Raw genomic sequence first — 15,374 nt, 5'->3', positions numbered from 1 at the left:
CAGCGGCATTGCCGCAAGAATCATGCCGGATTCAGTAGGCCGACTACCGGCCGCACGACCTTGGCACTGCTTCGTTTCGATACAGCTACGCACAGAAGGGTTGACCGAGAATGAAACAACCACCGGGTTCAACACCGTTTTTTTACAACCCCGCGCGATGATCGCTGCCAAGAACGCTGAAACAGGGAGATGGCACGGAAGTTGCCACTTGCTTCTCCTGAATTCAGCAATCACTAATATATCCGAGATCACGTGAAAGTTCCGCCGCCCATGAAACCAGAGACGCCTGCCATTCTGATCCTGGGGACCCGCGGCATACCCGCGGCCCATGGCGGCTTTGAAACCTTTGCCGAAAGACTGGCGCTGTTTCTTGTCGGGCGAGGCTGGAAGGTCGCCGTCTATTGCCAGGATGAGGTCGAGCGGATCGACCGGCGGGTGCGCAGCGAAACCTGGCGCGGCATCGAGCTCATTCACATCCAGGTTGCCTCCAAAGGGCCGCGCGCGACACTGGAGTTCGACTGGCAATGCGTCCGCGACGCCGCCAGGCGACCGGGCGTATGCCTGGTGCTCGGCTACAACGGCGCGGTCTTCCTGACCTGGCTCAGGCTGAAGCGGCGCAAAATCTTCACCAACATGGACGGCATCGAGTGGCGTCGCCCCAAATGGGGTTTCGCGGCGCGCACCTGGTTCTGGCTCAATGAATGGATCGGCGCCTGGGCCTCGCATCGGCTGGTCGCCGATCATCCCGCGATCGCCGATCACCTGGCGACGCGCCGGCCACGCAGCGCCATCGCCACCATCGCCTATGGCGCCGATCCGGTGACATCGGCACCGGAGGCGCCGATCCGGGCGCTCGGCCTCGAGCCCGGGCGCTATCTGGTCTCGATCGCGCGCATCGAACCCGACAACAACATCCTGCCGATCGTCGAAGCCTTTTGCGCCGCCAAGCGCGACATGAAGCTGGTGGTGCTGGGAACGCTGTCCGACGACATCCCGTATCATGCCGCCATCCGCAAGGCGGCGAAAGGCTCGGTGGTCCTGCCGGGCGCCATTTACGACCAGGCAACGGTGAAAGCGTTGCGCTTCCACGCACGCGCCTATCTGCATGGCCACACGGTGGGCGGCACCAACCCGTCGCTGGTCGAAGCGCTGGCGGCCGGCAACATGGTGATCGCGCACGACAATCCCTATAATAGGTGGACCGCCGGTGCGGCGGCGATCTACTTCACCGACAAGGACAGTTGCGCCGAGCGGATGCGGCAGGCGCTGGACGATGACGAACTTGTCCGCAACTGCGGCAATGCGGCGAGGGCGCGCGCCCGCGAAGCCTTCCGCTGGGACGATGTCCTGACTGCCTATGAAAATGAAGCCTATCGGCTTCTCGGTGTCAGCCCCGCCGAAGCCCTCGCGACCAATCGCGCATCAGCCGGCACCGCATGACAGGTTGGTCGCGCCGGCGGGTGCTGCGGACGGCGCTGTCCACGGCGGCGGCCTTTGGCCCTCTCTCGATCGCACCGATCGCCCGCGCCACCGAACCGCGGTTTCGGCGCGGCGTCAACGCCTGGCCGTGGTTCTCGCTGACGCGCGAATTTCCCGCACCCCGTACCGACTATGACTGGCCTCCCTTCCAGTCGCAGCGGCCGGTACCGACCCCAGACGATCTTGGTCGGCTGCGCCAGACCGGGCTCGATTTCATCCGTCTGCCCGTCGATCCCGGTCCTTTCCTGGCCGCCGACGCCAAGACGCGCGGTCAGTTGCTGGACATGGTGGACGCGGCCGTCACCGCCACGCTCGACGCCGGCCTTGGCATCATCGTCAACATCCAGGCCAATGGCGCCACCCATTACTGGAACCCCGATCGCATGGTCTCCAGCACCGCCGCGCCCGCCTTCGATCTCTATCGCGGGCTGGTCGGCGAGCTTGCCGGCAGGTTGGAGCGGTTCCAGCCCGGCAGGATAGCGCTGGAACCGGTCAACGAGCCGGCGCAGGCCTGCGCATCAAATGTCTGGTCGCAAATCCAGCTTGCGCTTCTGACAGCGGCAAGGGCGTCGGCCGCAACCCTGCCGCTGGTCGTCACCGGAGGCTGCGGCTCAATGGTGAGCGGATTGACCGCGCTCGATCCGGCGCCGCTCTCGCCGTTCGAGCCGATCCTGTTCACCTTCCACTTCTACGAGCCCTACCTGTTCAGCCATCAGGGCGCGCCGTGGATGCGCGAGCCCGTCTACCGGTCGCTCAACAATGTGCCATGGCCGGCATCCGCCGGCTCGTTGGAACAGACGCTGGCGTCGGTCAGGGCGCGCATGGCGCAGGACACCGAAACCCCTGAAGACGCAAAGCAGGCCGCTTATGCCGAAACCGAGCGCGTGCTGAAAGTCTATTTCGACGCCCGGCCCGATCGCTGGTTTGTCGACAAGTATCTTGGCGAGGTTCGCGCCTGGGCCGACATCCACGGCCTTGCGCCGGAACGCATCGTCATGGGCGAGTTCGGCGCGCTGCGCACCGACGCGCGCTATGTCGCCGCGCCCAATCCGGATCGCGCCCGCTACATCGCCGACGTCAGGCGGAGCGCCGAGGCGTTCGGCTTCCCCTGGGCGTTCTGGGATCTCTTCGACGGCATGGGTATGATGGACGACACCACGCGGGCGTTGGACCCTGATATCATCGCGGCGCTTGGCCTGGCCATGCCGGCGGACTGACCGGTCTCAACACCGCCCGCGCCGGCCGGTACAGCACCAGAGCCAGCACCACGAACTTGGTCAGCAGCGTCGTCTTCGAAGCGACGCTTTCGGAGGTGTTGATCAGGATGATCCAGCTCAGCATCGGCAACCAGATGCCGGAATGGCAGCGGCGCGCCACCTCAAACAAGAACAGCACGAAGCCGAATGTCAGCAAAAGGGTGAAGAAGGCGCCCTGATAGACAATCGTGCGGATGATCGGGTTCTCGATGCCCTGTTCGAGACCGTTGATACGGCGCAGGCTGTCGATCAGATCGACATCCGGCCCCACGATCAGATCGCGCACCTCCAGGTACTTGAAGAGCTCGAACATCTCGACGCGGGCATTGGCGCTGCCGCTGTCCGACACGAAGCGCTCCAGCAGTGCGTCGAAGAAGCCGTAGGACGCCGCCACGGCGATGACGACCGGCAGCAGCGCGGCAAGCATGAAGCCGAGCGCCGCACCCAGCAGGTTGACCCGTCCCCGGCGCAATTTGGTGATGCCCTGAGAAAGCAGATAGCAGCCGCCGAGCACGATCGTCGTCACCATCGCCGAGCGACCGCCGAAGGCGACGAGTGCCGCCAATTGCAGGCCGATCAACCCAATGCGCACAGGCGTCGACAAGGATCTGGCGCCAGAGAACAGCGCGAGCACATAGATCGCTGTCACCATGGCATTGGCAAGCGGATGCCCCTGCAACGCGCTTGAGCGCAGATCGGTGGTAAACGCCACGCCGTCGAGGCGATAGGGGAAAATCAACGTCTTGGTGGCGAACTCGAAAAGGGCAAGCAATGCATTCGCAGTCATGACCACGTGAACGACGGTCTGCAGCCCGGCGAATGTTCGTTCGTCGTCCTCGCTGAGCATCAGCACCAGAAGTGCCGCGGCCATGAACGTATCGATCATGCCGGCCATGCCGGGACGCTGCCTGGCGATGACGACGAACAGGAGCACGATCGAGATGGCGGCCATCGGCGCGCTGGCCGGCCGCCTGTCGGCGACATGGACGATATAGCCGACCGGATTGCCAAATGTGCAGGAGCGCCAGGCAAGCAAGAGCACGATGAGATAGGTGGACGGGTGGATCTTGGTCGCCGGGTTGCCGAACAGGCCGTCGTAATTGTAGCCCACCAGCCACAGCATGCCGCCCGAGACGCTGAACAGAATCGCCACCGCCGCGATCAATCCGAAGCGCGTCAGCGCATCGACCGACGTGACGGCGCGGGGTGCGGCGGCACCATGGTTCGAAGCGCTTCCGCTCCAACTGGTGGCCCAAGGGGTGGCCATGTCAGGCCGCCTCGTCGACCAGCAAGGCGGCTGTTGGCAACCGCCCCATGACGGAAACAGCCTGCGACGTCGCGGTAACGTCGCGTATCGGCGTGGCGTTCAGCGTGGCGACGAGCACAATCTCGTCGACCATGGCAACCAGCGGCGAGGCATTGAGATTGTCAGCCAGCGCGCCGCCATCGATGACGACGAGTTCGAAGCTCCGGCTGGCGTGGGCCAGCATTTGCTGCGCGTAGTAGATGCCATGCGCTTCTTGGAAGACCGCCTTTGAGCGGCCCGTACCGAGCACCGCAACGTTGCTGCCGGCCGCGTAGTGGCTGACGGCCTCGAACGCATACTCGCCGCGCAGCACGTCGAGGATTCCCGGCTGGGCGTCCTTCTGGCCACCACCGCTGGCATTGGCATCGATGAAAAGGACACGGCTGCCCCTGGATGCTGCTGTATTGGCCAGCAAGCGTGCCACCCGGCTGCGCTGCGCGCCCTCGCCCGGCGACGATGTCACCAGGATGGATGGCACCAGCGGCCAATCCGGCGGACGCTGGCCCGAACTGAACATGCGCCTCAGCGCAAGGCCGACGACGGCATCGGTCTTCTGGCTGGAGGCGGCGGCCGCACTCCCGCCGAACGGCCACCAGCGGCGGACAGTGCCTGACTTTGCCGGCACCACGCCCAGCACCGGCGCCTCGATGGCCGACTGCATCTGGGCGCTGGAAAGCACCGTCGGCGAGGAATATTCGGCGATCAGCGCCAGACCGGTGCCGAGCCCCAGGCCGCCGAAGATCGCGCCGAACAACAGTAACGAAAACGGCGGCCAGCTCTTCTTCAGGGCCGGCATGGCGTTGGAGATGATGCGCGCATTGGTGCTGTCGACATTGATCTGCTCGCGCGTCTCCTGGGCACGCTGGAGATAGTTCGCGTAGACGGAGCGCACCGCCTCGAGATCGCGCTGCAGTTCGCGCAGCCGCACGGAGGCCTGGTCGGTGTCGAGCGACTTGCTCTTCATACCGGCGACCTTGGCTTCCAGCGCCTGCTGGTTGGCGAGCGCCCGCTCGTAGTCGGTCTCGGTGGCGGTGGCGATGCGGCCGAGCTCGCGCGCGATGAGCTGGCGCGTGTCGCGCAGCTGCTGCTGGGCCGCGATCAGCGACGGATGACGCGGCCCCAGTTCCGTGCCGAGCTGCGAGACCTGGTCAACGAGCGTCGCCTCCTGTGCCCGCAGGCTTGAAATCACCGCGGAGCGCATCGCTTCCGAGGTTGCATCCGCCGTGCCGCTCTTGCGGCGCATCTGGTCGACCTGCGCCTTCAGCGCCGCCGTGCGGCTCTGCGCCGCCGAAAGCTGCGTGTTGATCTCGGTCAGCTCTTGGTCGCTGACCAGATTGCCTGCCGCCATCACCATATTGTTGGCCGACTTGTAGGCCTCGACGGCGTTTTCGGCTTGCTGGACGCGTTTGCGCTGCTCGTCCAGCCGCGCGGTGATGGATTCGGAAGCGTCCTTGGCCATCTTCGCGCGCGCACTCGCCTGGTCGACCAGATAGGCCTGCGCGATGGCGTTGGCCAGAAGGGCGGCCTTGTCGGCGCTCTTGGCGGTGACGATGACGTCGAGGACCAGGACCTTGTCGGCCCGCTTCACCGCCAGGCGTCGGCGCAGCGCGTCGAGCGTCTGCCCCGACCTGTCGCCTTCGGCCGATCCCGAACCGAGCAGGCGCGACAGCAAGCCCTGCCCGTTGAATTCGGGATCCTGCGTCAGGTTTGTCGCCGCGATCGCCCGCATCAGCACGCCTGTCGACTGGACCACGCTGACCTGGCTCTCGACCTGCGTGATGCCGCCGTCGGGTGAGATACGGCTCGGATTGACGTCGTTGGTGACCACCTGAAGGTCTTGCGGATCGATGAGGATTTCCGCCGCCGAGCTGTAGAGCGCGGGCGTGAAAAGACCGTAGAGCAAGGTGACCAGCGTCAGCAGCGCGACGGTGCCGAAGATCCAGAACCGGCGGCGCACCAGGATGCGCTTCAGATCGCCCAGTTCGACAGTCGAAGCCGCGTATGATCCCGCATCCGGAGAGTGTTGCTGAGCAACCATTGGCAGGGATGATTGCATGGCTGCCTCCGACAATATTCCATATGCCGGCAAGATCAGATTGCGGCACTAACCTAGCTATTCCTCCAACTGTTAAAAGATTGTTAATTATGTTGAGAGGTCATGTGAATTTTGGCACGCGGTTTGCTTAAAAATATACATACCGAAGTGCTGGGTGCGCGGCGAGCGGAGACGTATGCGGATGGGGCTACAATTTGACCGGATCGGCCTGGTCGGCAGGGGCCGGATACCGCCTTTTCGGGTCTCCAACATGCGGATAAGCCTGCGCCTGGACGGCGACTGCGTCCGCGCTTTTCATGTCGCGCTGCTGGAACGCCTCGCAGCACTTGATGATGTCGAGCTGTCCGTCGACGCTAGGTCCGCGGGCGGCGGCATCCCGCGCAGCGCCGCGGCCCTGTTTCAACTCGAAACGGCGATACACGGCCTGTCCGATGATGGGCTGGCGAAGCGTGTGCCGCTTTCAGCACTCGCTCCTTACCGGACGCAGTCGCCCGCTTCGCCCGACCTGGTGGTCGACCTCTGCGGCGATGTCGAGCTGGAAGGGACGCGGGTCTGGCGTATTACCTATGATCGCGCCAGCGGCGAAGCGGCCTTGCTGGCCTTGATCCTCGCCGGCCGGACGCCGCTTGCCCGCATCGAGGAAAGCGGTGTTGCGATCGCCGCCGGGCGCCTGGGCACCGAATATGGCGGCATCGCGCTCGCTTCCTTCCAGGACATGCTGGCGCGCACGGCCAGCCTGATCGTCGCGGCGATGACCGGCTCGGCCAGATCCGTGCCTGATCTGCCCGAGCCGGCGCAACCCACTGCCCCGCCAATGCCCTCGGCCGGCAAGCTTGGCGTAAGAGCCGGCAAGGCGCTGGCGCGGCGCATCGTCCAGAAGATCTACCACCTTTGCTACAACGCGCCGCACTGGAAGGTCGGCTGGCGGCAAACCAACGGCCGCGATCTGTTCGACCTGCGCGAGCATCCGGCATCGGGCTGGCAAGAGCTGCCGGACGACGGCAGCCGCTTCTACGCCGACCCGTTCCCGATCGCTTACCAAGGCCAGCTAACCCTGTTCGTCGAGGACTATATCCATCGGCTGGGCCGCGCCATCATCTCCGCCGTGCCCTTCGGCCCGGCCGGCCCGCTCGGCTGCCCCGAGCCGGTGCTGGATCTGCCCTACCATCTCTCCTACCCCTTCGTCTTCGAGCGTGACGGCGAGGTCTGGATGGTCCCGGAAAGCTGCGCCAACGGCACGGTCGATCTCTACCGGGCCACCGCCTTTCCCGGCGGATGGGTCAAGGAGGCGACGCTTCTATCCGGCGTCGTCGCCAGCGACGCCACGCTGGTCGAGCATGGCGGCGCCTGGTGGCTGTTCGCCACCATCCGCGACGGCGGAGGAGCCTTCTCAGACGCGCTGCATCTATGGTCGGCGCCGGATTTTCGCGGCCCCTGGACGCCGCACCCGAACAATCCCGTGCTGATCGATATCGCCTCGGCGCGGCCGGCCGGCCGCATGGTCAAGCGCGGCGACGACCTGCTGCGCCCGGTGCAGGACTGCCGCGGGAGCTATGGCGCGGCTCTCGGCATCGCTCGCATTTCTCACCTTGATTTGATCGGCATGGAGCAGGTCGTTGAAACCATCTTAAATCCAGGTGCGCTATGGAGTGGGCGCAAACTTCACACACTCAACGAGGCGGGCGGGTTTGAATTCATCGATGGCTCGGCGATCGCACCGCGCTGGAAACGACGGGTCCGCGATTAACCTAAACATTGTTTCTGCCAGACACGCGTTCCGGTTGCTTGAGGTTGAATTGGGTCCGGCGGATATCTGGAAGTTGCTATCAGAAAGGGCAGCGAAATGAGTATTGCAGAGGCTGGCCAAACCGAAGTCGAAGTGGCGATCGTTGGCGCCGGACTGGCCGGCACCACCTTGGCAACCGTGCTGGGCAAGGCCGGGCGCAAGGTGGCGTTGATCGATCCGCACCGCGTCCATCACGACGAGTTCCGGGCCGAGAAAACCCGCTTCGAACAGATGCAATTATTCGACAAGATCGGCCTCGGTCCCGTCATCAGGCCCCTCGTCACTCCGACGACCGACATCCAAGTCTTCCGCTTCGGACAGTTCTTCAAGCGCAAGCAGGACTCGGAGTTCGGATTCTCCTACGGCCCGCTGGTAAATGGCCTGCGCGAGGCCCTGCCGCCGGAAGTGCCGCTGACGGTCGGCAAGGTCGCCGAGGTCTCAACTGGGCTGGACCGGCAGCGCCTTGTGCTCACCAACGGCACCGTCATTGACGCCAGGCTGCTGGTTGTGGCCACCGGCTACAGCGAAGCGGTGCGGCGCGCCATCGGGGTGGAGCGCGTTGAGCAGTCGAAGGCGCATTCGCTGTCGATCGGATTCGACCTGGCGACCTCGCCGCAGGAATTCGGTTCTCGTTCCCTCACCTTCTACCCCAGGCGCATTGGGCACCGCATTGCCTTTCTTACCGTCTTCCGGATCGGCAATCGGATGCGGGCAAACATGTTTGTCTACCGGACCGTTGCCGAGGCGTGGACGCAGGCGTTTCGCGCGGACCCGCAACAAATGCTTCTGCAACTGATGCCCGAGATATCAGCGCAATGCGGCAACTTCGCCGTCGCCAGCCCGGTCGAATTGAGACAGGTCAGCCTGACGACCACCAGTGGCCACCGCCGGAGCGGCGTCGTCTTCATAGGCGACGCGTTCTCCACGACATGCCCAGCGCAAGGTGACGGCATCCGCCGGGTGGCTACCGATGTCGATCGCCTGTCGACCCACATCCCCGCTTGGCTGGAAACGCCTGGCATGGGCGTCGACAAGATCTGTGCCTTCTACGACGACCCGATCAAGATCGCCGCCGACGCTACCGCCATGCGCTCCAGCCTCTACGCCAAGGCAATCACCACCGAGACCGGATTGGAATGGCGTATCCGCCGGCTGCGCAACAACACCGCCCGTCGCCTGATTATAGTCGGCCGCAAGATCAGACACTTTTCGCCGAGGCGGACGCTCGAGCCTATTCCGGAGAAACGAGCCTAGACGTCCGCCCTCCGCTCGACAGTATCTAGAAAGGCGTTGGCGCTTCGACATCTTCGATAAACTGAAGAAACAGTGCTGCCCCTCCCTGACTGGAAAACCTGTCAGTGAGCGGTGGGCTGAAACAGCACCCATCACGTTTCCGGAACTCCCCCACGTGACGCGCGTCCACCATTTGGACGGCATCCAATAACTCGACAGCATCCAGCAGGAGTCAGCGCCAGGCGGCCTCATTCTTTTGTTCGTAGTCACTGAAGGCCTTTTTCAGGCCGCCGAGGACTTCTGCCGCGGTTTCGAACATCGCCTTGAACTTGGGCTCGTCCACCTTGCCGATGTCCTCGCGAAGATGATCTATGGTGTCCTGCAGGCGTGCCTGCATCTTCTGGGTATGGTGCAGTGGATCGCGGTCGGCTTCGCTGGCCATGACTCTCTCCTTCGTTCTGCTGAATCCACCCGCCGAGTCCGATCGGCGAATTGCCATTTCAACGAACAAGGCTGAAGTCCGTTCCCGACATCGACACCCGAGGCCCGCTTCGAGGGCGTCATGCAACTGAGGCTCGTCGTACGTCGTCGCGAGCCGGCCTCGAAACTCTTCTCCTCGATGTGCATGTGATAGGTGTCGAGATGGATGAAGATGTTGTCGGCGCCGCCGGACCGCGCAATCACAAGGTTTGCAGCCCCAAGATATTCATCAGCTCTGGGCTCTTTGTGCGTGCGTCGCTGCGCTGATGTCGCCGCCGACGATGGCCGACGAATTCGTTCATGTCGGTTTTGGCTGTGACAAGCTTGCCGAGCCAACGGATTCCCGCATCAAAACCTTACAAGGCTCGAGCCGCGCGATCGGCGGCCCCTCCCCACCTCCGATCCTGGCAAACAAGGCCTCCATGGCGTGGCCGGCGATCTGGCGCACCGGCTGCACCACGGCGGCGATGGCCGGCCATGTCACCTGCATCCATTCGGCGTCATCGAAGCCGACCAGCGAAATGTCGTTGGGGCAGTGCCAGCCGCGCCGGCGGAATTCGGAGAGCGCCACCAGCGTACCCTTGAGGAACAGCGAGTAGACCGCTGTCGGCCGCTCTCCCTTTGCAAAATAGTCGCGCAACTGCGCCCTGAGCGGTTCGACATCGGTTTCGGCAAGCACGACGTCGATGCGCACATCCGGCACCAGCGCCCGTGCGGTGGCGCGAAAGCCCTCGAGGCGGGCGCGCATCGTGGCCGCCTGTTCGCCGAGGCCGACCACCAGGATGTGGCGGTGGCCCTTGCCGATCAGTTCGCGCGCCACCTCGGCGCTCGCGGAAGCACTGTCGGCCGATACGGTGTCGAAGGCGTCGTCGGACAGCACGCGGTCGATCAGCACGCCGGTCATGCCGTTGGCCTTCATGAACGCGGCCGCCGGGCCATGCTCGTTGCGCACCGGCGCCAGCACGACACCGGCAACACGCCAGTCATGCATGCGCGACAGGATCTCCTTTTCGCGTGCCTCGGATTCACGGCTCGATGCCGCCACCAGCGTGTAGCCGCGCTGCTCGGCGAGGCTTTCGAGCTGGGTGATCATCTGGCCGAAGAACTCGCTTTCGAACTCGGGCATGATGGCGCCGATGATGCGGCGCTTGGCCCGGCGCATGTCGGAAGCCAGCGGATCGATGCGGTAGCCCAACAGCTCGACGGCGTCGAGGACGCGCTGCGCGTTCTCGGGCTTCACCGTGGTGACGCCGGCCATGACCTTGGAGACTGTGGCGGCCGACACGCCGGCACGGCTTGCCACGTCGTGGATCGACGGACGCCGCTGCTGGGCCTGCCTATGCGCCATTGGTCCTCCTCCCGAGGCGCGGACGTCAGTATTCTTGTCCGCCACCGATGTGAGTAAATCGATTTTTCGTGGTTGTAAATCGTTTAATCCGAGGTAATTAATGCCCCGAGAAAGCGTGATGCGGATCGCGCCGGGAGGAATCATCATGTCGAACAATGCCTTGCCGCTGGTCATCAGCGCGCCGGAGCCACGCACGCTCGACCTCATCTTCACACCGCCGCAACTGGCGCGTCTCAAGTCAAAATACCGTGTCGTCGAGACCACCGCCGACGGCGTTGCAAAACTGCCGGCCGATGTGCTGGGAGAGGCCCGCTACATCGTCGGCCAGCCGCCGATCTCGCCGCGGACGCTGGAAGCGATGAAAGCGCTGCGCTGCGTCTTCAATGTCGAGACCAATTTGATCAACAACATGCCCTACGAAACGCTGTTTCAACGCGGCATCCATGTCGTCACCACCGGCCTCGTCTTTGCCGAACCGGTGGCCGAGCTTGGCCTGGCCATGGCGCTCAACCTCGCCCGTAACATCGTCGATGCCGACCTCGCCTTCCGGAACGGCAAGGAGTTGTGGGGCGGCGATGGCAACCAGACGGCGCGGCTCTTGTCCGGCGCCGATGTCGGCATCATCGGCTTCGGCGATCTCGGCCGCGCGCTGAACCGGCTGCTGTCGGGCTTCCGCACCCGCACCAAAGTCTTCGATCCCTGGCTGCCGCCATCGATCCTCATCGACAATGGCGTCGAGCCGGCGTCGCTCGGCGATGTGCTGTCGACCAGCGATTTCGTCTTCGTCGTCGCCTCGGTGACCAGCGAGAACCAGGGCTTTCTCGGCACCGAGGCCTTCGCCAGCATGCGCAAGGGCGCCGCCTTCATCCTGCTCAGCCGCGCCGGCGTCGTCGATTTTCCGGCGCTGATGGCGGCGGTGAAGAGCGGCCATATCGTCGCCGCCAGCGACGTCTTCCCGGAAGAACCGCTGGCGCCGGATCACCCGGTGCGCGCCCTGCCCGGCTTCCTGCGCTCGGCCCACCGCGCCGGCGCGCTCGACATCGCCTTCAAGCGCATGGGCGACATGGTCCTGGAGGACATGGACCTGATCGACCGCGGCCTGCCGCCGCTGCGCTCCAAGCGCGCCGAGCGCGAGACGGTGTCGCGCATGCGCTCCAAGCCGGCCGACAGGAACTGAGCCAGGTTTTCGGCGCTGGCGGCTGGGGACATGCCTGCCCGCCTCGCCCACCCTTGACGTCTTGACAAGAAGGAGGCCGGCGACGACGCTGCCGCGATCGAACTTTGCGGAGGGAAGCCATGAAGAAGACCTATGAAAAGCCGGTGCTGGTCAAACGGCAGAAGCTGTCGGCCATGACGGCGCAGCAAATCCCGTCATCGGGGTCGGCGGACTGACGCCGACCAGAGCGGTCCCGCGACGAACTTCAGCGCCAGAGCGCGACTCCAGGGCCATGCCGGCGCTGGAACCTTTGCGCGGCGTTTGCGTGTTTCACCCGGATCGTTTCTCATTCGATCCGGAATTCCTCCAATCAAATACCCCATCAGGCTCCGGCCGGCGGGGTTTTTCATTACGCACGGCCAGTCGCATCATGTGTCCGTGGCCTCGTCCTTGACCGGATCCCGGCCGGTCCGAAATATCCGCCTGAGGATGTCGCGCGCTATCTCGGCCCGATGCTTGTCCTGGCCTTGCAACTCGGCGCCGCCCAGCCTTGCCGGAGCGCCGCTCTTGTAGTCCCACACCATCCAGCTGCCAGAGGTTTCCTGCAGGCACTCAAATCTGTCTCTTGGCATCAGACGAGTCTGTCTCTCGGCATCAAGCGTCCTCGTTCACATGGGCCCGGCGATCGAGGCACCTTTATCGCTGGCCGACGCAGGGTCAGGTTGGGCGGGGGGCCGGATCCCGCGTCGGCCAAGGCGCTCCTGAGATCCGCCGCGCTGGAAACCTAGCGAGTTACCGCCAGGCGAACAATTGCGCGGGTCTCTGGGTACGCTTTCGGACAGTTTGCGAAACCATACCCTGCCGAGACAATTGCTTCAGGTGGCGGTGGAGCATCGCGCTTCCCTCAAGCTGATGGTGCTGATCACTCCGCCAATTCGTCGCCACGCCCTCCAGGGAAAAGATGCAAGCAAGCAGCGGTTCTCAAGCAGCGTTTCTAATGACTCGCTAACCGATTGTCGGAAGCGTACAGTGTTTCTGTCGCTGGCCACTGAACGGGCGCTGGCGCTTGAGAGTGTCGATCGTACTCCCGCCCTGCGGGAGTTACACTTTGAACTGCGAAATTCCAAAATCGACTGCCACTGACCAGGCACCGGCTTGTGAGACCTCCTCTCAGTCAAGATTCCGAAATGAATTGCTGCGGAGGATGACCGCCGAGGACCTTGCGCTGCTTGAGCCGAGTTTGCACCGGGTAGCCCTGCCGCTGAGAATGTCCCTCGTGACGCCCGACGTGCCTATTGAAGCCGTTTATTTCATAGAGCGCGGAATTGCGTCGGTCGTCGCGCGCACGTCCAGCGGACGCGAGGCCGAGATCGGGTTCATCGGCTTTGAGGGGATGGCTGGGTATTCGCTGGTGATGGCCGACGACCGCGCACCGCAAGCCTGCTTCGTGCAACTCGAAGGCGAAGCAATGCGCATTGACGCAGGCAGCTTCAATGCGGCTTTAACGACCAGTCCCACGTTGCGATTGTTCCTGTTGCGCTTCGTCAATTCTTTACAGACCCAGACCGGATGTACTGCGCTTGTCAACGCGCGGCTGAAGTTGGCGGACCGCCTGGCTCGGTGGCTGCTGATGTGCGATGACCGCGTGGTGGGGGTGCGATTTTCCATCACCCACGAGTTCCTCGCCACGATGCTGGGCGTAAGACGGCCAGGCGTCACCATCGCCCTTCAAGAATTGGAAGGTCTTGCTCTGATCCGGTCGCGCCGGGGTGAGGTCGTCATACTGGACCGCCCTGGACTGATTGCGCTGGCCAATGGCGGATATGGGGAGCCGGAAACTGAATATATCAGGCTTTTGGGAGAGACTGGTTCGGGGGACTGAAGACCGAGACAGAGCCCGTTGCCCTTGGTCGGCCTAACCCGTTTCGTGGCCGGCGCCCCCCTCGCGGCTATGCGCATGCGCTCAATGACAAATGAGATCGGACCGGGATGATATTTTTTCCGTCCTGGACGACTTGTCGCCGGAACATTTCCTCTCGGCCGGCATTTTGAGTGCCACCGAAAGGGGAGAACTTCCTTGACCCGACTGCCTCAGGATAAAGACCGGATCGAACGTGCCACCCGCGAGGCGCAATCGATCATCGCCATCGAGCGCCAGGCGCGTGAGGCAAAGACGGCGCGGCTGCGAGAACTGCGGCTTTCCTCGGAGGCGCCGGCTTCGACCGGAGCGGCAAAGCGCAAGCCCGGCGCGCGAAAGACGACACGCAAAACGATCGACGTGAGGTGAGCTTGTCTCAACGTATTCGAACACCCCTCGCTTCGTGGACCACCCTGAACCAGCGGTTCTGGAGGGCACGCGCCTAAATGGCCTTGCCCGTGATTTTCTGCGGCGCCTCATGTGCCGTCCATCACAGGCAGGCCAACGAGAGGACGCTGACCAGCAGCAAAATTCCGGACGAATTGCTCTTACTCGAACAGACGCCGTGTGATTTTACCGTCCTCGACGATCTGGACGGCCCACTGGCAATCGATACGCTCGATGGAAACGGCGGTCGGCCTCGGCACATCTTCAGCATTCATGGCTGCTTTTTCGACCTGCGCGCGACCGCTTCCATAAAGGAGCGCGCGGCAGCGTCGCAAGCCATTCTAGACGGTCCATTTGCGAACAGCACGACCTTCGCGGCTTTCTCCGACATGCCGTATTTCTTTGCGAAGACCGCGGCGTCGTAAGGCTCGTTTTCAACCCCGGGCGTCGAGGACGTGACCCTGACCTTGGTCATTGGCGTGTTCGCCTGAAACTGTCGAGCAATTCGGTTTCATTGCTGCAGCCATCCTCGAAAAGAGCAAACACCGTGGCTGCCAGCTCCTGCACGTCCGGCTCCAGCGACATCCGGTCAAGTTTGCGTTCGAAGCAGACCTGATCGAAGACGCGTTGGCACAGCTGCAGGTCGGAAGGATGAAAGCAGGGATGGCGCTTGTTAAGGCTCGACATGAGAAACCCCCACTCCGAGCAGCGCCCCACTTGCCAGACGCTGTGGTGGAAAATCTAATTTGCCTGCGGGGAGAGTCAATATTGGCGTAGTCACTGTATGGATCGTACAATTCTCCCCCGGCAAACTGTGCCGTTGGCTGGCTTTCGAAGGGTTTGCAGGGCCGGATATCAGATGGCGCCTTTGTCGTTAGCCGGCGGATTTTATTGGCCCCGCCCCGCGATCCGCGTCCCAGACAACGTGATCCGCCTTTCTCGGACAATATGTCGGTTTTGTACCAAGCG

14 protein-coding genes are annotated in these 15,374 nt (G+C 63.5%); 8 read left to right on the top strand and 6 right to left on the bottom strand.

Annotated features, from left to right (window positions below; genetic code table 11):
* The first annotated feature begins 270 nt into the window (after positions 1-270).
* Together NKH19_RS11820 and NKH19_RS11815 are read left to right on the top strand one after the other, a co-directional pair.
* Entirely contained in the window at positions 271-1,440 is a 1,170-nt protein-coding gene (locus NKH19_RS11820) for a DUF1972 domain-containing protein (protein WP_352871483.1), read from the top strand.
* Positions 1,437-2,696 carry a glycoside hydrolase family 5 protein gene (locus NKH19_RS11815; RefSeq protein WP_352871481.1) on the top strand — a complete coding sequence of 420 codons (1,260 nt, stop codon included), beginning with the start codon at positions 1,437-1,439 and terminating at the stop codon, positions 2,694-2,696. The genes NKH19_RS11820 and NKH19_RS11815 overlap by 4 nt, the downstream gene beginning before the upstream one ends.
* On the opposite strand, the gene NKH19_RS11810 is transcribed toward NKH19_RS11815, so the two are convergent.
* Both NKH19_RS11810 and NKH19_RS11805 read right to left on the bottom strand, forming a co-directional pair.
* Positions 2,659-4,002 (bottom strand): VpsF family polysaccharide biosynthesis protein, encoded by a 1,344-nt coding sequence (locus NKH19_RS11810; protein ID WP_352871480.1) that lies wholly within the window; start codon positions 4,000-4,002, stop codon positions 2,659-2,661. The two genes, NKH19_RS11815 and NKH19_RS11810, sit on opposite strands and share 38 nt — an antisense overlap.
* A gap of 1 nt (position 4,003) precedes the next feature.
* Complete coding sequence (locus NKH19_RS11805) at positions 4,004-6,097, bottom strand: GumC family protein (protein WP_352871478.1); 2,094 nt, start codon at positions 6,095-6,097, stop codon at positions 4,004-4,006.
* Between the two features lie 250 nt (positions 6,098-6,347).
* On the opposite strand from NKH19_RS11805, the gene NKH19_RS11800 reads away from it, so the two are divergent.
* Positions 6,348-7,844 carry a glucosamine inositolphosphorylceramide transferase family protein gene (locus NKH19_RS11800; protein WP_352871513.1) on the top strand — a complete coding sequence of 499 codons (1,497 nt, stop codon included), beginning with the start codon at positions 6,348-6,350 and terminating at the stop codon, positions 7,842-7,844.
* 96 nt (positions 7,845-7,940) lie between these two features.
* Positions 7,941-9,137 carry an FAD-dependent oxidoreductase gene (locus NKH19_RS11795; RefSeq protein WP_352871475.1) on the top strand — a complete coding sequence of 399 codons (1,197 nt, stop codon included), beginning with the start codon at positions 7,941-7,943 and terminating at the stop codon, positions 9,135-9,137.
* A gap of 211 nt (positions 9,138-9,348) precedes the next feature.
* Here the strand turns inward: NKH19_RS11795 and NKH19_RS11790 are convergent, their stop codons facing one another.
* Positions 9,349-9,558 carry a hypothetical protein gene (locus NKH19_RS11790; RefSeq protein WP_352608685.1) on the bottom strand — a complete coding sequence of 70 codons (210 nt, stop codon included), beginning with the start codon at positions 9,556-9,558 and terminating at the stop codon, positions 9,349-9,351.
* Positions 9,559-9,894: 336 nt separating this feature from the next.
* The gene (locus tag NKH19_RS11785; protein WP_352871474.1) at positions 9,895-10,944 is read right to left on the bottom strand and encodes a LacI family DNA-binding transcriptional regulator; all 1,050 of its coding nucleotides are present in this window, start codon (positions 10,942-10,944) and stop codon (positions 9,895-9,897) included.
* 145 nt (positions 10,945-11,089) lie between these two features.
* Between NKH19_RS11785 and NKH19_RS11780 the strand changes: the two genes are divergently transcribed.
* Positions 11,090-12,121, top strand: a complete 1,032-nt coding sequence (locus tag NKH19_RS11780) for a hydroxyacid dehydrogenase (RefSeq protein ID WP_352871472.1) — start codon at positions 11,090-11,092, stop codon at positions 12,119-12,121.
* Positions 12,122-12,528: 407 nt separating this feature from the next.
* On the opposite strand, the gene NKH19_RS11770 is transcribed toward NKH19_RS11780, so the two are convergent.
* Positions 12,529-12,732: a hypothetical protein gene (locus NKH19_RS11770; RefSeq protein WP_352871469.1), complete on the bottom strand. Its 204-nt coding sequence runs from the start codon at positions 12,730-12,732 to the stop codon at positions 12,529-12,531.
* Positions 12,733-13,304: 572 nt separating this feature from the next.
* Here NKH19_RS11770 and NKH19_RS11765 point away from each other — a divergent pair.
* The 3 genes from NKH19_RS11765 to NKH19_RS11755 all read left to right on the top strand — a co-directional run bounded on the left by NKH19_RS11765 (position 13,305) and on the right by NKH19_RS11755 (position 14,830).
* Positions 13,305-13,982, top strand: a complete 678-nt coding sequence (locus NKH19_RS11765) for a Crp/Fnr family transcriptional regulator (RefSeq protein ID WP_352871467.1) — start codon at positions 13,305-13,307, stop codon at positions 13,980-13,982.
* 195 nt (positions 13,983-14,177) lie between these two features.
* Positions 14,178-14,387, top strand: a complete 210-nt coding sequence (locus tag NKH19_RS11760) for a hypothetical protein (RefSeq protein WP_352871465.1) — start codon at positions 14,178-14,180, stop codon at positions 14,385-14,387.
* 77 nt (positions 14,388-14,464) lie between these two features.
* Positions 14,465-14,830, top strand: coding sequence for a hypothetical protein (locus tag NKH19_RS11755; RefSeq protein WP_352871464.1), 366 nt, complete (start codon positions 14,465-14,467; stop codon positions 14,828-14,830).
* Positions 14,831-14,876: 46 nt separating this feature from the next.
* Here the strand turns inward: NKH19_RS11755 and NKH19_RS11750 are convergent, their stop codons facing one another.
* Positions 14,877-15,092 (bottom strand): hypothetical protein, encoded by a 216-nt coding sequence (locus NKH19_RS11750; RefSeq protein ID WP_352871462.1) that lies wholly within the window; start codon positions 15,090-15,092, stop codon positions 14,877-14,879.
* Positions 15,093-15,374: the final 282 nt, after the last annotated feature.

It is taken from the genome of Mesorhizobium sp. M1338, assembly GCF_040318045.1.
Classification (GTDB): domain Bacteria; phylum Pseudomonadota; class Alphaproteobacteria; order Rhizobiales; family Rhizobiaceae; genus Mesorhizobium.
The sequence above is the reverse complement of the archived record's forward strand: the minus strand, read 5'-3'. Positions and strand labels throughout refer to the sequence as shown.